At 65.3% G+C, this 17,146-nt stretch carries 17 protein-coding genes; 16 read left to right on the top strand and 1 reads right to left on the bottom strand.

What is annotated here, in order from left to right:
- Positions 1–200: 200 nt before the first annotated feature.
- The 5 genes from KW845_RS05265 to KW845_RS05285 all read left to right on the top strand — a co-directional run bounded on the left by KW845_RS05265 (position 201) and on the right by KW845_RS05285 (position 5,356).
- Entirely contained in the window at positions 201–1,229 is a 1,029-nt protein-coding gene (locus tag KW845_RS05265) for a 2-keto-3-deoxygluconate permease (protein WP_218368097.1), read from the top strand.
- A 2-nt stretch (positions 1,230–1,231) separates the two neighbouring features.
- Positions 1,232–2,449 (top strand): D-threonate kinase, encoded by a 1,218-nt coding sequence (gene dtnK / locus KW845_RS05270; protein ID WP_218368098.1) that lies wholly within the window; start codon positions 1,232–1,234, stop codon positions 2,447–2,449.
- Positions 2,446–3,501, top strand: coding sequence for a 4-hydroxythreonine-4-phosphate dehydrogenase PdxA (gene pdxA / locus KW845_RS05275; RefSeq protein ID WP_218368099.1), 1,056 nt, complete (start codon positions 2,446–2,448; stop codon positions 3,499–3,501). The genes dtnK and pdxA overlap by 4 nt, the downstream gene beginning before the upstream one ends.
- A gap of 4 nt (positions 3,502–3,505) precedes the next feature.
- The gene (locus KW845_RS05280) at positions 3,506–4,408 is read left to right on the top strand and encodes a GntR family transcriptional regulator (protein WP_218368100.1); all 903 of its coding nucleotides are present in this window, start codon (positions 3,506–3,508) and stop codon (positions 4,406–4,408) included.
- A gap of 75 nt (positions 4,409–4,483) precedes the next feature.
- Positions 4,484–5,356 (top strand): MOSC domain-containing protein, encoded by an 873-nt coding sequence (locus KW845_RS05285; protein ID WP_218368101.1) that lies wholly within the window; start codon positions 4,484–4,486, stop codon positions 5,354–5,356.
- Positions 5,357–5,374: 18 nt separating this feature from the next.
- Here the strand turns inward: KW845_RS05285 and sugE are convergent, their stop codons facing one another.
- On the bottom strand, positions 5,375–5,689 hold the full coding sequence (gene sugE / locus KW845_RS05290) for a quaternary ammonium compound efflux SMR transporter SugE (RefSeq protein WP_218368102.1): 315 nt from the start codon (positions 5,687–5,689) through the stop codon (positions 5,375–5,377).
- Between the two features lie 209 nt (positions 5,690–5,898).
- On the opposite strand from sugE, the gene KW845_RS05295 reads away from it, so the two are divergent.
- The 11 genes from KW845_RS05295 to KW845_RS05345 all read left to right on the top strand — a co-directional run bounded on the left by KW845_RS05295 (position 5,899) and on the right by KW845_RS05345 (position 17,086).
- Positions 5,899–6,945, top strand: a complete 1,047-nt coding sequence (locus tag KW845_RS05295) for a CDP-6-deoxy-delta-3,4-glucoseen reductase (protein WP_218368103.1) — start codon at positions 5,899–5,901, stop codon at positions 6,943–6,945.
- A 94-nt stretch (positions 6,946–7,039) separates the two neighbouring features.
- Positions 7,040–8,383: a D-amino acid dehydrogenase gene (locus KW845_RS05300; RefSeq protein ID WP_218368629.1), complete on the top strand. Its 1,344-nt coding sequence runs from the start codon at positions 7,040–7,042 to the stop codon at positions 8,381–8,383.
- A 4-nt stretch (positions 8,384–8,387) separates the two neighbouring features.
- Entirely contained in the window at positions 8,388–9,722 is a 1,335-nt protein-coding gene (locus KW845_RS05305; RefSeq protein ID WP_218368104.1) for an extracellular solute-binding protein, read from the top strand.
- A 236-nt stretch (positions 9,723–9,958) separates the two neighbouring features.
- A complete protein-coding gene (locus KW845_RS05310; protein ID WP_218368105.1) occupies positions 9,959–11,194 on the top strand; it encodes a CaiB/BaiF CoA-transferase family protein in 1,236 nt (411 codons plus the stop codon).
- A gap of 10 nt (positions 11,195–11,204) precedes the next feature.
- On the top strand, positions 11,205–11,678 hold the full coding sequence (locus KW845_RS05315) for a MaoC/PaaZ C-terminal domain-containing protein (protein WP_218368106.1): 474 nt from the start codon (positions 11,205–11,207) through the stop codon (positions 11,676–11,678).
- A 23-nt stretch (positions 11,679–11,701) separates the two neighbouring features.
- The gene (locus KW845_RS05320; RefSeq protein ID WP_218368107.1) at positions 11,702–12,247 is read left to right on the top strand and encodes an Lrp/AsnC family transcriptional regulator; all 546 of its coding nucleotides are present in this window, start codon (positions 11,702–11,704) and stop codon (positions 12,245–12,247) included.
- Positions 12,240–13,007: an enoyl-CoA hydratase-related protein gene (locus KW845_RS05325; RefSeq protein ID WP_218368108.1), complete on the top strand. Its 768-nt coding sequence runs from the start codon at positions 12,240–12,242 to the stop codon at positions 13,005–13,007. The genes KW845_RS05320 and KW845_RS05325 overlap by 8 nt, the downstream gene beginning before the upstream one ends.
- Positions 13,008–13,076: 69 nt before the next feature.
- Positions 13,077–14,027 carry a tripartite tricarboxylate transporter substrate binding protein gene (locus KW845_RS05330; RefSeq protein ID WP_218368109.1) on the top strand — a complete coding sequence of 317 codons (951 nt, stop codon included), beginning with the start codon at positions 13,077–13,079 and terminating at the stop codon, positions 14,025–14,027.
- Between the two features lie 7 nt (positions 14,028–14,034).
- On the top strand, positions 14,035–14,982 hold the full coding sequence (locus KW845_RS05335; RefSeq protein WP_218368110.1) for a hydroxymethylglutaryl-CoA lyase: 948 nt from the start codon (positions 14,035–14,037) through the stop codon (positions 14,980–14,982).
- A 20-nt stretch (positions 14,983–15,002) separates the two neighbouring features.
- Complete coding sequence (locus KW845_RS05340) at positions 15,003–16,010, top strand: NADPH:quinone oxidoreductase family protein (RefSeq protein WP_218368111.1); 1,008 nt, start codon at positions 15,003–15,005, stop codon at positions 16,008–16,010.
- A 23-nt stretch (positions 16,011–16,033) separates the two neighbouring features.
- Positions 16,034–17,086 carry a zinc-binding dehydrogenase gene (locus KW845_RS05345; protein ID WP_218368112.1) on the top strand — a complete coding sequence of 351 codons (1,053 nt, stop codon included), beginning with the start codon at positions 16,034–16,036 and terminating at the stop codon, positions 17,084–17,086.
- Positions 17,087–17,146: the final 60 nt, after the last annotated feature.

The raw sequence follows: 17,146 nt of genomic DNA on the forward strand, positions 1-17,146 counted from the left end.
GCCGTCCAGGCAGCCTGTCGTACCGAGCCCCGGAGCCTGCCGCTCCGGGGCTTTTTGCTGGCCAGGCCTTGGGGCCGATCGAGGAGGATGTTCTGTACGTACAGCTTGTACGTATCGATGTACACTAGCGTTTTCCGCGCCGGCGTATCCGGATTTTCCTGGTTGGCCGGCCCCTGATAAAAGGTCCTGGAGACACGTACATGAACTCCGAAGTTTCCCGCTTTCCCATGTTTTCGGCCATGATGAAAGTGCCGGGCGGGCTGATGCTGCTGCCGCTGATCCTGGGCTCCATCATCGGCACGTTCGCGCCCGACGCGCTGGCCGTCGGCGGCTTTACCACCGCATTGTTCAAGAACAGCGCGCTGCCCTTGATCGCCCTGCTGATCTTCGCCACGGGTACGCAAGTGAACATGCGCACCGGCGGCCCCATCCTGGCCACGGCGGGGACCATCCTCTTGATGAAGACGCTGGTGCCCGCCACGCTGATCGTGCTGCTGGGCAGCTACGTGGGCCTGGATGGCATCATGGGCGTGTCGATCCTGGCGATGCTGGCGGCGTTCGACAACAGCAACGGCGGCCTGTGGCTGGCCTATACAGGGCAATACGGCGACAGCCGCGACCGCGGCGCCTATGTGGCCAGTGCGGTCAACGACGGCCCGTTTTTCAGCCTGCTGTTCCTGGGGGCCTCGGGCCTGGCCGATATCCCGGTGACGGCGCTGGTGGCCGCGCTGGTGCCGTTCCTGCTGGGCGTGGCGGTGGGCAACCTCGACGTGCAATGGCGCAACGTGCTCAAGCCGGTGCCCAACATCGTGATCCCGTTCTTCGCTTTTTCCCTGGGTACCGGTATCAACCTGGGCGCCGTGGTGTCCGGCGGCATGACCGGCCTCGTGCTGGGCCTGTTGATCAGCCCCATTACCGGCTTCCTGGTGTACCTGGGCTATCGCTACATCCTGCGGCGCGGCGGCAAAAGCGGCATCGGCTTTGCCGCGGGCACCACGGCCGGCAACGCCATCGCCACGCCAGCCGTGGTGGCGGCCGCCGACCCGTCGCTGCAGCAATATGTCGGCACCGCCACCGCGCAAGTTGCCGCGTGCGTGCTAATCAGTTCGATCCTGGCCCCGTTGCTGGCGTCATACTTCCTGAAGCGGGCCGGCGAACTGAAACCCGCCGACGACGTGGCCGTCGCAATGGGCGCACCGGCCCAGCCGGCCCCCGAGGCAAGGGTTTGAACATGGCGCCCTTCATCGCCGTCGTCGCCGACGACCTGACCGGGTCGGGCGACACCGCTGTGCAGTTCGTGCGCGCGGGGTGGCCCACGCAATTGTCGGTAGGGCGGGCCAGCCAGGCGCTGGCCGACCCGGCCGCCAGCCAGGCCGAGGTCATCGCGGTCACCACGCACAGCCGCCCCTTGCCCGCCCCGCAGGCGGCCGCCGTGGTGGGCGGCGACGTGGCGGCCTTGCGTGCTGCCGGCGTGCGGCGCCTGTACAAGAAGGTGGACTCGACCCTGCGCGGCGCCTTCAAGGCCGAGATCGACGCGGCGCGCCACGCCTGGCGCGACGATGCGATTGCGGTGGTGTGCCCGGCATTTCCCGCCACGGGCCGCACCGTGCGCGACGGCGTCCTGTACGTGGACGGCCGGCCGGTCACCGAGACTTCGGCTGCCACCGACCCGGTCACGCCCGTGACCGAAAGCCATATTCCCACGCTGTTGGGCGGCGCCCAGTTGGCCGTCATCGATGGCGAGTCTGCCCGTGCCCTGGCCGACCGCATCCTGGCCGCGGGTACCGTGGTGGTAGTGGATGCGCAAACCCCCGCCGACATGGACCGCCTGGCCCATGCCATCGTGCTGATCGGCGAACGCGCGTTGCCGGTCGGGTCCGGCGGTTTGGCGGCACCGCTGGCGCGGTTGTGGGCGGGGGCTGAATCGCGTGGCGCGGTCATTGTGGTGGTGACTTCGCAGCACAGCGCGGCGCGCCGCCAGGCAGCCGCCCTGCAGGTCGCCGGCGCGCAAGCCTGGTCGCCCACCTTGGCGCAATTGGCCGATGACGCGGCCTGGCGCGCCTGGTCTGCGCAGGTATGCCGAGCAACGGCATCGGCGCACGGGCAGCCGGCCACGCTGTTGTTGCTGGCCCCGGAAGGCCGGCGCGATGGCCTGGATTCGGATAAGGTGGCGGCGCGCCTGGGCGAGCTGGCCGGGCAACTGATTCAGGCTGGCGGCACCGCAGGCGTGGTGGCCACCGGAGGTGACGGCGCCAGCGCCGTGCTGGCCGCCTTGCAGGCCGGCGGTATCGCACTGGTCGACGAGGTAACCGGCGGCGTGCCGCTGGGCACCCTGACCGGCGGGCCGGCAGCCGGCCTGCCCATCGTGACCAAGGCAGGCGGCTTCGGCACCGACGATGTATTGATCCGGGCCGCAAGCGCGGTCCGCGAACGGAGATTCCAAGCATGACGCAAGATCAAACCCCTCATCGCATTCCCACCCTGGCGGTCACTTTGGGTGACGTGGCAGGGATCGGGCCCGAAATCACGGCCAAGATGCTGCTGGGGCATGACGACCTGCGCCAGCGTGCGCGCCTGGTGGTGGTGGGCGATGCGGCAGCCCTGCGCAAAGCCGCGCAGGCGCTCGGCGCCGACGCATCGCGGGTACGCGTGGTCGAAGGGCCCGAACAGGTCGAGAACACGCCGGGCATCATCGAAGTCATCCAGGCCGGGCCATCGCTCGACCACGTACCGCTGGGCGAGCTGAGCGGCGATGCCGGCGACGGGTCGGTGCGCTTTGTCACCACGGCGTGTGCCCTGGCGCGCGAAGGCCGCATTGACGGCATCGTCACGGCGCCGCTGAACAAGGCCGCCATGCATATGGCCGGCCACAAATGGCCCGGTCATACCGAATTGCTGGCGCATGAATTCGGCGTCAAGACTTTCTCGCTGGTGCTGTCGGCCGGCGACCTGTACATCTTCCATGCCACGACCCACGTGTCGTTGCGCCAGGCCATCGACGACGTCACGCCGCAGCGCATGCGGGCCGTGCTGCGCCTGGCCGGCTCGTTCGCACGCGCGCTGGGGCGCGGCGACGAGCCCGTGGCCGTGGCGGGCCTGAACCCGCACGCGGGCGAGAACGGTATTTTCGGCAGCGAAGACGCCGACATCCTGGCGCCCGCGGTGGCCGAGGCCAACGCGGCCGGCATTCGCGCAGCCGGTCCCATTCCGGCCGACGCGCTGTTCCCGCAAGCGGTGCGCGGCAAATGGAAGTTCGTCATTGCCTGCTATCACGACCAGGGGCATGCGCCTTTCAAGTCGGTGTATGGCGATGACGGCGTCAACATCACCGTGGGCTTGCCGGTGGTGCGCGTCTCGGTCGATCATGGCACGGCCTTCGATATCGCGGGCAAGGGCGTGGCGCGCGAAGAAAGCCTGGTGCTGGCCGCCGAACGGGCCGCCCACCTGGCCCCGGGGTGGACGCAGGTATGGGAAACTGCGCGCTCCACTACCGGAGGCTGATCCCATGGCGTCGCCCGCCGATCCCGACGCACCGCTGGACCGGTCCAGCGGCCATCCCCTGCATGTTCAGGTTGCCCAGGCGCTGCGTCGCGATATCCGCGGCCGGCAATGGGCGCCGGGCACGGTACTGCCCAGCGAGGCCGTGCTGTGCCAGCAGTTCGGCGTGGCCCGCAGCGTGGTGCGGCAGGCGTTGGCGGCGCTGGTGGCCGAAGGCCTCATACGGCGCGATCCCGGCCGCGCGCCCACCGTGGCGCCAGCCCTGGAACACCATCGCATGGTGCAGCGTTCGACCGGGCTGTTCGAGCAATTCGCCAACACGGGCACGGCGCTGCTGACGCGCGTACTGCATTGCGAACCGGCCGCGCCACCCCCGGACGTGGCCGCCTTTTTCGGTTCCGACGACACCTTGTTGCTCGAGCGCCTGCGCCGTGTCGACGACGAGCCGCTGGCCTTCGTGCGTACCTGGCTGCCGCGCGCGAGGTTGCCCGGGCTGTCCGCGGCCCATTTGCAGGACACCTCGCTGCATCGCACCCTGGTGCAGCGCTTCGGCCTGCATCCGGGCCGGGGGCGCAATCGCATACGCGCCGTGGGGGCCGACGCCGCGCTGGCCAGCGTACTGCAAGTGCCGGCCGGTAGCCCCTTGCTGATGCTGGAAGGGCAGGGGTTCGACCAGCATGGCCAGCCCCTGGAATGGTTCACCACGTGGCATCGCGCCGAGAAGCTGGTGTTCGATGTGGATGTCAGCCCGGCGGGCGAGCACATCCAGGCCGCCTTGCCCCGCGCGGCAACCGCCACGGCGGCCATACCCGATGCGGCACCCGTCGCGCCGCAATCGCTGGAACCGGTCGAGGCGGCCCTGAGCGCCGCGCTCGACACGGTGCGCCGCCTGCGGCGCGGCGAAACCTAGCTTCGTATCCGCGCTCGTGCGCCGCCTGGCGTGGGTGCTATGCTTGGCGGCCACTTCGTCCACGCCCGCGCCGCCATGACTGCACGCATCGCCAGCCTGCACATCTATCCCATCAAATCCTGCGCCGCCATCGATCTGGCCGAGTCGCCCATCGACCGTGCCGGCCTGGCGGGCGACCGGCGCTGGATGATCCTGACGGCGCAAGGCCAGTTCATGACACAACGCCAGTGGCCCGCCATGGCGCTGATCCGCCCGGCCATCACGGCCCGGCACCTGGAACTGCACGCGGCCGGCATGCCGGTGCTGCAGGTTCCGCTCGACGATTCCCAACTGGCCGCCGTGGCGCGTCCGGTCACGGTCTGGAAAGACACGGTGCCCGCGCGCGATGAAAGCGCCGAGGCTGCCGCCTGGATCAGCCAGGTGCTGGGCCAGGACTGCGTGCTGGTCAAGCTGGATGCGCAGGCGCGGCGTCCCGCCCGGCCCGAATGGGTCGAACGCTGGCGCGAGGGGCATGCCGACCTGGCCCAGGCCTTCGAGGGCGAGCACGCATTCGGTTTCGCAGACGGGTTTCCGCTGCTGATCGCCAACCAGGCCTCGTTGGACGAGCTGAATGCCAGGCTGGCCGCACAAGGCCAACCGGCCGTGCCCATGAATCGCTTTCGGCCGAATATCGTCATTCAGGGCGAATGGGAAGCCTACGACGAAGACCACACCGCCGTGGTTTCGGTAGGCCCGGTGCGCATGGCGCTGGTCAAGCCATGTACGCGCTGCCCCATGCCCAATATCGACCAGCTGACCGCCCAGCGCCATGACGAACCGGGTCGCACGCTGGCCGCTTATCGCCAGTTCGAGATCGGGGTGGTGTTCGGGCAGAATGCCATTGTCGATGCCCCGGCCGGCGCACGCCTGCGCGTGGGTGACGCCGCCGAGATCGAACTGGATTTCTGACGCCGGGGCAGGGCGGGATCAGGTCGACAGCTTCAGTCCGATCAGCCCCGCCGCGATCAGCAGCACGCTGACCACGCGCATCGGGCTTAGTGCTTCGCCGAACAGGACGATGCCTGCCACGAAGGCGCCCAATGCGCCGATACCCACCCATACCGCATAGGCAGTGCCCAACGGCAGGGTTTTCATGGCCACCGAAAGCAGCCAGAAACTGATCAGCATGCCGACCAGCGTGACGATAGAAGGAACCAGGCGCGTAAAGCCGTGGGTGTACTTCAGGCCGATGGCCCACACCACTTCGAACAGCCCCGCCAGTATGAGAATGACCCAGGTCATGGAATGCCCCTTTCAACAAGGGCCGGCAAGTTTGCCGGCAATGGGGCCGTCCCCGGGAAGGAAAGCAGCCGGCAGTCGGGCCGGCGGCGGCCCCGGGCCGTCCCGGAGCGGTAAAAATTATAGAATATCAGATTGATCGCCGGGTGCGGCCGGATGCAAGTCCGGGCCTTCCTGCCGGCGCCGCGTATCGCTTCCTATAGATCGTACCCATGAGCTTTCAGGTCACCGTACAACCCAGCCAGCATCAATTCCCGGTCGAACCCGGCCAGACGGTGCTCGACGCCGCACTGGCCGCCGGCATCGTGCTGCCCTACAGCTGCCGCAACGGCGCATGTTCCACTTGCAAGGGCAAGGTCGTGTCCGGCCAGGTCGATGCCGGCGAATACCCCGCCCAGATCCTCTCGCCCGAAGACCTGGCGCAGGGCTATACGCTGTTTTGCCAGGCGCATCCGCAGTCCGACCTGGTGGTCGAAGCCAGCGAAGTCCGGCTGGCCAGCGATATCCAGATCCGCAAGCTGCCCGCCCGCGTGCAGGCCATGGACCTGGCCGCGCCCGATGTCACCGTCTTGCGCCTGCAACTGCCGGCCGCCGATCCGTTTCGCTACTACGCGGGGCAGTACATCGAGGTCATCCTGAAAGATGGCAAGCGCCGCAGCTATTCCATGGCTTGCCCCCCGCATGCAGGCAGCCCGCTCGAACTGCATATCCGCCATATGCCCGGCGGCGTGTTCACCGACCATGTGTTCGGCGCTGGCGACACGCAGATGAAAGTGCGCGAGATCCTGCGCCTGGAAGGGCCGTTCGGCTCGTTTTTCCTGCGCGAAGACAGCGACAAGCCCATCGTGCTGCTGGCCAGCGGCACCGGTTTCGCGCCGGTCAAGGCCATCGTCGAGCACATGGCGCACCATGGCATCCGCCGTCCCGTGGCGCTTTACTGGGGGGGGCGCCGTCCGCGCGACCTGTACATGCACGACCTGGCGCAATCGTGGGCCCAGGCGCTGCCCGACCTCCGCTATGTGCCGGTGGTCTCCGACAGCCTGCCCGAAGACAACTGGGCCGGCCGCACGGGCTATGTGCACGAAGCCGTGCTGCAAGATCTGCCGGATCTGTCGGGCTACCAAGTGTACGCTTGTGGCGCGCCGCCCATGGTCGATGCCGCCCGCCGCGAATTCACGGCGCAATGCGGCCTGCCGGCCGACGAGTTCTACGCCGACGCATTCACCTCCGAGGCCGACCTGGCCCGCGTGGGGGCCTGAGGCGGGCCGTGGCGCACGGGCGGGAAACTTCCAGGTGCAAATGGATACCGCACCTGCTTTTATGTTATAGGCGAGGCCGGCCCGGCGCAGTAAACTGCCGCACCGACAACTCGATCGGAACGAGCCGCGACAGCAGGGGGGGAACCCCGCTGCGGCCGGCGGCGCAAGGAGCAAGGCGCGCATGAAAGTAGCGGTATTGGGTAGCGGCATCATCGGCATTTCCAGCGCCTGGTGGCTGCGCCAGGCAGGCCACGACGTCGTGGTCATCGATCGCCGCAGCGGCCCGGCCCAGGAAACCAGCCTGGCCAACGGCGGCCAGATTTCCGTCTCGTACGCCGAGCCCTGGGCCAATCCGCAAGCCCCCCTGAAGCTGCTGAAATGGGTGTTCCAGGATGACGCGCCGCTGTTGTTCCGTCCGCAGCTCGACTGGCGCCAATGGATGTGGGGGCTGGCCTTCCTGCGCGAATGCCTGCCGGGCCGGCTGGCACCCAATATCCGCGCCATGGTCCGGCTTGCCGAATACAGCCGGGCCACCCTGCAGGGCATGCGCGCCCAGCTGGGTATTCCCTACGATCACCTTGAGCGCGGCATCCTCAACTTCTACCGCGATCCCCACGAATTCGAGACCTCGCAGAAGGCCGCCGGTCTGATGCGCGATTTCGGCGTCGAGCGCCGGGTCGTCACCACCGACGAGGTGGTGGCCATCGAACCCGCGCTGGCGCCGCACCGGGCCGCCATCGTGGGCGGTGACTACACCCCCGAAGACGAAAGCGGCGATGTCCACCTGTTCGCGGCAGGCCTGGCGCGGCAATGCGAGTCTGCCGGCGTTGAATTCCGCTACGATACCAGCGCCACTCGCCTGGTCAGCCACGGCGGCCAGGTGCAGGGCCTGGAAATCATCCAGCCCGATGGCCGCTATGCCAGCATCGTGGCCGACGCCTATGTGGTGGCGCTGGGCAGCTTCAGCTCGCGGCTGGTCAGGCCGCTGGGCGTGGCCTGCAACGTCTATCCCGCCAAAGGCTACTCGGCCACCTACGCCGTGCGCGACCCTGAACGCGCTCCCTCGGTCAGCCTGACCGACAGCAGCCACAAGGTGGTGTTCTCGCGCCTGGGCAATCGGTTGCGCATGGCAGGCACCGCCGAACTGTCCGGTTATTCGCGTGCCCTGAATACCGGCCGTTGCGAGGCGCTGACGCGCCTGGCGCGCGAACTGTTTCCCGACGCCCTGGATTTCGAGGACGTCAACTATTGGTCGGGGTTGCGCCCGTCCACCCCTTCGAACGTGCCTCTCATTGGCCGCACCCGCATTCCCAACCTGTACTTGAATACAGGCCATGGCACGCTGGGCTGGACAATGGGAGTCGGTTCGGGCCGGGCCCTGGCCGATCTGCTCAGCGGACGCAAGCCGGAGCCCGAATTTCCTTTTCTTGGTCTGTGAACCTATGAAGACACTGCAATTGGCGGGCCTGGCCCGCTCACTGGTCGCCAGCCGGCGCACCTGGGTTTTCGGAGCGGCCATGATGGCCGCGGGCGCGGCGCAAGGCGCTGCCGTTGAAATCCAGGTCTGGCACACGCTCAGCGGCTCCAACAAGGCCGAATTCGAAAAGCTCACCAAGAAGTACAACAAAGAGCAAGACGAGGTTGTCGTCAAGCTGCGCGACTTCTCCAGTTCGCAAGAACTGAAGCAAGAAACCGCCGGCATCCTCAAGACGAAAAAAGCCGGGCCCAACCTGGTTCAACTGACAGATAACCGCTCGCCCGAAGTCGTATCCGAGCACAAGGCCATCCTGCCCATGTACCAGTTGCTGGCCAAGTACCCCATCAAGGACCTGAACTGGTTCCTGCCCGCCACGTCCAGCTTTACCCGCGACGGCAAGGGGCGCCTGCTGGCCTTCCCCTGGATGGCTGAAGTGCCCATCATGTACTACAACCTGGCCTATTACAAAAAGGCCGGCCTCGATCCCAAGAATCCGGCGCGTACCTGGGCCGACCTGCAGGGCGAACTGCTGAAATTGCGCGACGTCGCCAATATCGAATGTCCGTACGCGTCCAGCGACCAGGTGCAGGTGCACCTGGAAAACCTGGCGCCTATCAACAAGCAGCTGTTCACCAGCAACGATAACGGCCTGGCATCCAGCAAGGCGGCGCCCGCTCTGAAATTCGACACGCTTTACATGCGCCATATCTCGCTGATGGTCAGCTGGAAACGTTCGCTGCTTTTCATGGCGCATTCCGACAACAACCAAAGCGACAAGCTGTTCGCCAAGGGCGATTGCGCCGTGCTCACCTCGGGTTCCGGGGCCGCCGGTACCTTCATGAATACGCGCTCGCTGTCGTTCGGGGTTGCGCCGCTGCCGTACTACACGCAAGCCACCAAGGAAGCCGGCAGCCCGTTCGTCAGCGGCTCGGCGCTGTGGGCCATCGATGGCCATCCGCAAGCCCAGGAAAAGGCGACCGCGCAGTTCCTGGCCTGGCTTGCCAAGCCGGTCAACGCCGCCGAATGGCACCAGCGTACCGGTTACCTGCCGCTGACCGACGCGGCGTTCCGTGCCTCTGATGTGTCGTTCTACGGCAAGATCCCTGGCGCGCAAGCCATCGTCCAGTCGATGCAGGGCAAATCGCTCTCCACCAGCCGCGGATTCCGCATGGCCAACTACGATCGTGTCGAGGCCGTATTGAATACCGAGCTGAACGAAGCCTTCGACGGCAAGACGCCGCCGGTGGCCGCGCTGAACCGTGCCGCCGAACAGGCGCGCCGCATCAGCCAGCAGCGCTGACGCCGCGCAACGCCGTGGCGGCTGTTCCGCCATGGTTTGCCACCTACTTGCCAACCGGCCGTACAGGCCGGTTTTTTTTTGCCGCAAACCCGCGCCTGGCTACGGCCTGCCAGCATCAATTGATCAACAAATCTGGTTGTTTATAGACAAACGTGTATTTATAAGGGTAAACCATAGTACTTTTGATCTATTTAATTTGGATAATATGTTCATATGTCTTAAAAATAGAATTTTCAATGAACAATTGTTCAAAAGCAGAGAAGGGCGGCGAATCCAAAGGGCCGTTGGCGGGTATCCAGGTACTCGATTTCACTCATGTGATTTCCGGTCCTTATTCCACCCAGATCCTGGCTGACCTGGGGGCGAGCGTCATCAAAGTGGAAGGCGTGGAGAAAGGCGATGTGGGTCGCGACATGGCGCCCGCCAAGAATGGCATGAGTCATTACTTCGCTACCTTCAATCGCAACAAGCGCAGCATCGCCGTCGACCTCAAGAGCGCGCAAGGCCAGGTTGTCGCCCGGCAGCTTGTCGAGCGCGCGGATGTCATCGTCGAAAACTTCGCACCCGGCGTCATCGATAAACTGGGCCTGGGCTATGAGGCAGCCAAAACCATCAATCCAGCGGTCGTCTATTGCAGCATCAGCGGTTTTGGCCAGATCGGTCCGCTGGCGCACAAGCGCAGCCTGGACCTGGTCGCCCAGGCCTACGCCGGAATCATGAGCACCAACGGCACTGCCGACGCGCCGCCGCTGAAGGTCGGTGTGCCTATTGGCGACACATCGGCATCGCTGTTTGCTGTCATCGGCATCGTCTCGGCCCTGTTCGAGCGCCGGACCACGGGCCTCGGCCGCTATCTGGACATCGCGATGTATGACTCGTTGCTGGCCTTGCTCGGCAACCACGGCGGCTATTTCCACTTTACCGGTACGCAGGCGCAGCGTGCCGGCTCGGGCCACTACTTCTCGGTCCCGTACGGGACTTTCGATGCCGCCGACAAGCCGATCGTCATCGCGGTCATGACCGACGCCAGTTGGATCGGCCTATGCGCAGCCCTGGGCGTGCCGGCACTCGGGCACGACCCGCGCTACGCCACGGTCGGCGCGCGGGCAGAGAACCGCGATGCGCTTCATCGCGAGATCTGCCCGCTTATCCGCGCCCAAGCCAGCCAGGACCTGCTCGAAAAGCTCGAAGCGCACAACGTTCCTCACGCTCCGGTCAATACCGTCGGCGATGCCCTGCAGCATGCCCATACCGAGGCGCGCAACATGGTCCTGCGGTTGGAGCATGCCCAGTACGGTCCGGTGTCTGTCACGTCGCTGCCCCTCAACGGCGTCATGCGCAGTGCCCACGCCGCGCCGCCGCTGCGCGGCGAGCACACGTCCGACGTATTGCTTGAACTTGGCCACAGCCAGGCCGACATCGACGCGCTCGTGCGCCAGTCGGCCGTCGGTACCCTCGTCAGCTCTCAGTGAATAGCCTCCCATGAATCAGAGCAGCCAGATCCGCACCCAACCTTGGGGCCACTACGACGATATTGTCGTGGGTTCGTCTTTCACCGGTTTCGGCCGCAGTGTCACCGATGCCGAAATCACCATGATGACGGCGATGACCACCGGCTTCCATCAGCCGCTCCATGCCGATGCCGAGTGGATCGAAAAACATACCGAATTCAAGGGCATCCTGTTGCCAGGCCCCATCATCGTCGCGTACGCCATCGGCCTGCTCAGCGCCACCCTGGTCTACAGCGGCATCACCATCGCCTTCCTGGGGCTGGACAAGGTCCGCTCCAAGGCCCCCGTGTACGGCGGCGATACCATCAGGCCCACTGCCACGGTCCAGTCAAAGAAGCGCACGTCGAATCCCGCCAGGGGAATTGTCGAGCTGGCCATCGTCGTTCACAACCAGGAAGGCGCCGAAGTCCAGTCGTTTTTGTATACCCTGATGGTCCGCGCATAACGCGCAACTCAGGAAATACAGCCATGATCGACCCTTCCGACAACGGTAGTTCCAGCCTTGCCGAATCAGGTACTGCAGTGTTCCCGCTCGATACAACCGACCGGCGCATCTTGTCCATTCTCGGCAAGAACGCCCGTTTATCCGCGCGGGCAATAGCCCGCGAAATGAATGTCTCGGCCGGCCAGGTGATAGAGCGCATGAAGCGGCTGGAGCAATCCGGCGTCATCCGCGGCTACCGCGTTGAAGTCAACCACGAACTGGCCGGTTTCGGCATCGCCGCCTTCGCCTCTATCCAGATAGAAATCGGGCAAGAACCCGAAGCCGTGCTGGCCGCCGCCATGGCCATTCCCGAGATCGAGGTTTCCCATTGGACGACCGGCACGGCCCAATTGCTCTTGACTATCCGCGTGAGCGACTACGCCCAGTTGCACCGCCTCATGATGGGGCCGCTGCGCCAATTGCCCGGCAGTCTTGCCATGTCGGTCAGCGTTGGCATGGCGGCTAAACGGCGCATCGGCGGCCAGTTCGCATTTACATGGCAGGACAACGGAGAGTGCACGGATGAGTGACTTAGTGCAGCAGCGCCACGATGACGTACTGTGGCTGACGATCGACAGGCAGGCCCAGCGCAATGCGCTGTCGCCCGCCATCATGGAAGCGCTTGCCGCCGCAATTACCCAGGCAGGCGATGACCGCGCGCTGCGCGCCATCGTCCTCACCGGTGCCGGCGATCGTGCCTTTTGCGCTGGCGCCGACCTGCAGGGCGATTCGTTCAAGTTCGACTACGCCGAACCCAGCTTGCCCTATGCCAATCTGCTGCGCGCGGCCCATCATTCACGCCTGCCGCTGATCGCGCGCGTGGGCGGCGCCTGCGTGGCTGGCGGCATGGGCCTGCTTGCCATGTGCGACATGGCTGTGGCCGCCAACACTGCGCGTTTCGGCCTTCCCGAGGTCAAGGTCGGCGTGTTCCCGATGCAGGTCCTGGCGCTGTTGCAGCGCATCGTGCCTTCTCGCGTTCTCTATGAGCTTTGCTACACCGGCGCCTTGTTCCGGGCAGACCGCGCACTATCGCTGGGCCTGGTCAACGACGTCGTGCCGCCCGAGCAGCTCGATGCACGGCTTGACGAGCTGCTGGCCCAAATGAAAGACAAATCGCCGGCCGCCATCCGCCGCGGCCGGTATGCCATGCGAACCATCGAATCGATGTCTTTTCATGAATCGATCGCTTTCATGGAAAGCCAGATCGGCTTGATGTCCATGACCGACGATGCGCGCGAAGGCATGCAAGCCTTCGCCGAGAAAAGGTCGCCACACTGGACGGGAAACTAGCCGGCGGCAGACGCATGGCATGCCGCCAGCGCCTATAAAAAAAGGAGACATACCATGAAGAGACATAGTTTGAGCCTGAAAGGGCTGGGCGCGGCATTGCTGCTCGCCGCCGGATTCTGCCAGGCCGAGGAAAGTTATCCGTCGCGCCCCATTACTGCAGTGGTGTGCTGCGCCGGAACCGTTGAAACCGTCGCGCGCTTCGTCACGGAGGCGGCGGGTGCCGAATTGGGGCAACCCATTGTCGTCATGACCAAACCCGGCGCCAGCGGCATGATCGCGGCCGACTACGTCTCCAAAGCCAAGCCGGACGGCTACACCATCTTCATCGGCACGAATTCCTCGCACGGCGCGAACCAGAGCCTGTTCAAGCGGGTGCCCTACGACTATGTCAAGGACTTCACGCCGATCTCGGGCGTAGCCGATGGCAAGCTGGTGTTGGTGGTCAATCCCGCCTTGCCCATCAAGAACGTCGCCGACCTCACCGCCGATGCACGGACAACGCCGGGCAAGTTGTCCTATGGCTGGGCCAGCTCGTCGACGCGCCTGGCGATGGAAAAGTACAAGATGATGGAGAAGATCGACATTCGCGATGTTCCCTACAAGACCAACCCGCAGGCCGCCATAGACATCTCGGGCGGCACCATCGACGTCATGTTCGCCGAGTTCAGCAGTGCATTGCCATTGATCAAGGCAGGCCGGCTACGCGCCCTGGCGGTGTCGTCGACCCATCGCGACAAGGCCTTGCCCGACGTTCCGACCATGGCCGAGGCAGGTGTGCCGGGCTACAGGCTGACATGGTGGATGGGCGTCTGGGCGCCCGCCGGCCTGCCGAAAGGCAAGGTCGAGAAGCTGAGCGCGGCCATCGCGAAGGCGCTTGCCAAACCCGAGTTGCAGAAGTCCTTCGCCGTCGCAGGCGTCGAACCCCTGCCGTTTTCTCCCTCCCGCCTGTCCGCCTTTCAGGTTGAAGAGCACGACAGCTGGAGAGACATCATCCGCGCCGCCGGAATCGAGCCACAGTGAGTTGAACATGAGTGTCGTACCGCAATACGTAGAAATACACGAAGAAGGCCCCCGTGAAGGATTCCAGTTCGAACAACGGCTGTATCCGCTCGCGCAGCGCGTCGAGCTGGTACATGCTCTGGCCGACACCGGCTTGAAGCAGATCCAGGTCGCATCCTTCGTGCATCCGGGCAAAGTGCCGCAGATGGCCGATTCCGAGGCCCTGTTCGAAGCGCTCGAGCCTCGGCCGGGCGTACGGTACACCGGTCTCTGGCTCAATAAGCGCGGCTTCGATCGCGCTCGCACGGTCAGCCACATCAGTTTGATGGGCAGCCTGAACTTCTATGCCTCCAATGCCTTCAGCCTGCAGAACAATAACTGTTCGGCCGACCAGATGCGCGATGCGCAGCGCGGCTGGATCGACATTTATCGCGAGTCGGGCGTGCCGTTGGAGACGGCCTACATCATGACGGCCTTCGGCTGCAATCTCGAGGGCGCGATACCCGTCGAAAGGGTCGCGGCGTTGGCGAAGTGGTGCAAGGCCGCCTGCGACGAGGCCGGCGTTGCGATGCCGGCACTCTACCTGTGCGACACGGTGGGCTGGGCCAATCCGCTGGCAATCCGCCGCGTCGTCGACGCCGTGAGGAATGCCGTGCCGGGCACCCGTATTGGCCTGCACTTGCATGACACCCGCGGTACCGGCGCCGCCAATTTCCTGGCCGGGCTGCAAAGTGGCGTCGATCTGTACGACAGTTCGGTGGCGGGCCTGGGCGGCTGCCCGTTCTGCGGGCATACCTCGGGTGCCGCGGGCAATGTCTGCACCGAAGACATGGTGTTCATGTGCCACGAGATGGGGATCGAGACCGGCATCGATCTCGAGAGGCTGATCGAGGCGGCGCGCCTGGCCGAACGCATCTTTGGCAAGACGCTGCCCGGCCGAGTCCTGCACGCCGGTTCCTTGGCGGCGTTTGCCTGATTGACTTACTGGAGATCCGCATGGCTGGCTCGTTGATGAAGGCTGTTGTTTGCGACCAATATGAACCCCTGGAGCAATTATGCGTGCGAGACACCCGGGTACCGCAGCTGGATGAGCAGTCGGTCCGCATCCAGACGCGCTATGCCAGCCTCAACGGGCCCGACCTGCTCATGCCGCTTGGCCTCTACCAGGTCAAGCCGGAATTGCCCTTCGTGCTCGGATTGGAGGCCATGGGTATTGTGGCCGAGTGCGGCGCGAGCGTGACAGATCTGCGGCCGGGCGACCGCGTGATGGCCTATGTGGGCCAAGGCTGTTTTGCCGAACAGATCGTGGCGCCGCGCCACACCCTGGCGCGCGTCCCGGCCGGCATGGATGATCCGGGCGCGGCCGGCTTCATCCTGGTCTACAGCACGGCCTACCATGCGCTGGTCGATTGCGGCCAGGTCCAGGCCGGCGACAAGGTGCTCATATCCGGCGCGTCAGGCGGGATCGGCATCGCGGCCATCCAGATCGCCAAGGCCAAGGGGGCCACGGTGATCGCGATGGCCGGCACGCCCGAGAAGATGGAGGCATGCCGCGCCGAGGGCGCCGATGTCGTCCTGGATTCGAATGTTGAAGACCTTACCCACGCCATCCGCGACGTTGCGGGCAGGCAGGGCGTGAATGTCGTGCTCGACATTGTCGGCGGCGAATTCACCGAGCAGGCGCTGCGCGCCATCGCGCCCAATGGGCGTCACCTGATCACGGGCTACGCCAGCGGCAATGTCCCGTTGATCAAGGGCAACCTGGTGTTGCTGAAGCGGGCTCAAGTCATCGGCGTGAGCTACCGCCAACTGCTGGCGAGCACGCCCGCCGCGGCGGCGCGCAACCTGGAAGAATTGTGCCGCATGTTCGAGGCCGGCCATCTCAGGCCCCGAACCTGTGCTGTGTATCCGTTGGACAGGATTGGCCAGGCCCTGATTCATGTCCGCGAGCGCCGCGTCGTCGGCAAGGTGGCCATCGCGATCACGCCCGACGCAGGTTCCTGACTTTTCCACATAGGTGATCAGATATGCGTGCCTACGCCGTCCAATGCTTCTGCGCGCCGGTTGCGCCCACGGTCCGTACCGACCCCATCCCACGTGGCACCGAGATTGTCGTCGATGTCCAGCGTTGCGGTGTCTGCCACACCGACCTGCATCTGCAGGACGGCTATTACGACCTGGGCGGCGGCAAGCGGCTGAGTCTGGCCGATCGTGGCCTCAAGCCGCCGCTCGTGCTGGGGCATGAGATAGTGGGCCGTCTGGCCGCGAAGGGCCCCGACGCGCCTGTCGCCGACGATGACATCGGCAAGCTGTTTCTTGTCTATCCCTGGCTGGGTTGCGGACGTTGCGAAGTATGCCTGAGCGGGCACGAGAACCTGTGCGCCGCACCCAACTCGATCGGCGTGGCGCGGCCGGGCGGCTACGCCGAGCAATGCCTCGTTCCCCATCCGCGGTACTTGGTCGACATCGATGGCATCGATCCTACCCTGGCAGCGACCTATGCCTGCTCGGGGCTCACGGCTTTCAGCGCGCTCGGCAAGGTGCACATCGACAAAGACAAGGATCTCCTGTTGCTGCTTGGCCTGGGCGGTGTCGGCATGGCGGGACTGCAACTGGCATTGGCGCAGGGTTACCAGCACATCGCGGTGGCGGACCTCGACCCCGCCAAACGCGACTACGCCTTGGCCAGCGGTGCTGCGCTTGCTGTAGACCCTCGCGAAGCCTCGGCGGCGGCCGCGCTGTCGGCGGCAGGAGGCGTTGCTGCCGCCGTCGACTTCGTGGGCGCCACTTCCACGGTAGAGCTGGCGGTCGCCGCGTTGCGAAAGGGGGGAACCTGCGTGGTCGTGGGCCTGTTCGGCGGCGATATCGCGCTGTCCCTGCCGCCGCTGGTGCAGCGCTCCATTACGCTGCGCGGATCTTATGTGGGTAGCCTGCAAGAACTGAAAGACCTGATCGACCTTGCCAAATCAGGCAAGATCCGGCCTTTGCCGGTGGAAGCGGTCCAGTTCGACGATATCAACCAGGCGCTGGCTCGCCTGCGTCAAGGCAAAGTCCAGGGGCGGCTGGTACTAAGCCGTTGATATTCGTGTTGCGCCAGCCCGAATGAACGAAAAATTCCGTTCGTACATCTCGGTCTAGCC

Source organism: Bordetella sp. BOR01 (genome assembly GCF_019218885.1).
Taxonomy (GTDB): Bacteria; Pseudomonadota; Gammaproteobacteria; order Burkholderiales; family Burkholderiaceae_B; genus Bordetella_A.

Coding starts and splice junctions, on each gene's coding strand:
- KW845_RS05310 (WP_218368105.1), top strand. CDS start 9,959: ATGAACAATTGTTCAAAAGCAGAGAAGGGCGGCGAATCCAAAGGGCCG.
- KW845_RS05315 (WP_218368106.1), top strand. CDS start 11,205: ATGAATCAGAGCAGCCAGATCCGCACCCAACCTTGGGGCCACTACGAC.
- KW845_RS05345 (WP_218368112.1), top strand. CDS start 16,034: ATGCGTGCCTACGCCGTCCAATGCTTCTGCGCGCCGGTTGCGCCCACG.
- KW845_RS05340 (WP_218368111.1), top strand. CDS start 15,003: ATGGCTGGCTCGTTGATGAAGGCTGTTGTTTGCGACCAATATGAACCC.
- KW845_RS05305 (WP_218368104.1), top strand. CDS start 8,388: ATGAAGACACTGCAATTGGCGGGCCTGGCCCGCTCACTGGTCGCCAGC.
- dtnK (WP_218368098.1), top strand. CDS start 1,232: ATGGCGCCCTTCATCGCCGTCGTCGCCGACGACCTGACCGGGTCGGGC.
- KW845_RS05335 (WP_218368110.1), top strand. CDS start 14,035: ATGAGTGTCGTACCGCAATACGTAGAAATACACGAAGAAGGCCCCCGT.
- sugE (WP_218368102.1), bottom strand. CDS start 5,689: ATGACCTGGGTCATTCTCATACTGGCGGGGCTGTTCGAAGTGGTGTGG.
- pdxA (WP_218368099.1), top strand. CDS start 2,446: ATGACGCAAGATCAAACCCCTCATCGCATTCCCACCCTGGCGGTCACT.
- KW845_RS05265 (WP_218368097.1), top strand. CDS start 201: ATGAACTCCGAAGTTTCCCGCTTTCCCATGTTTTCGGCCATGATGAAA.
- KW845_RS05325 (WP_218368108.1), top strand. CDS start 12,240: ATGAGTGACTTAGTGCAGCAGCGCCACGATGACGTACTGTGGCTGACG.
- KW845_RS05280 (WP_218368100.1), top strand. CDS start 3,506: ATGGCGTCGCCCGCCGATCCCGACGCACCGCTGGACCGGTCCAGCGGC.
- KW845_RS05285 (WP_218368101.1), top strand. CDS start 4,484: ATGACTGCACGCATCGCCAGCCTGCACATCTATCCCATCAAATCCTGC.
- KW845_RS05320 (WP_218368107.1), top strand. CDS start 11,702: ATGATCGACCCTTCCGACAACGGTAGTTCCAGCCTTGCCGAATCAGGT.
- KW845_RS05295 (WP_218368103.1), top strand. CDS start 5,899: ATGAGCTTTCAGGTCACCGTACAACCCAGCCAGCATCAATTCCCGGTC.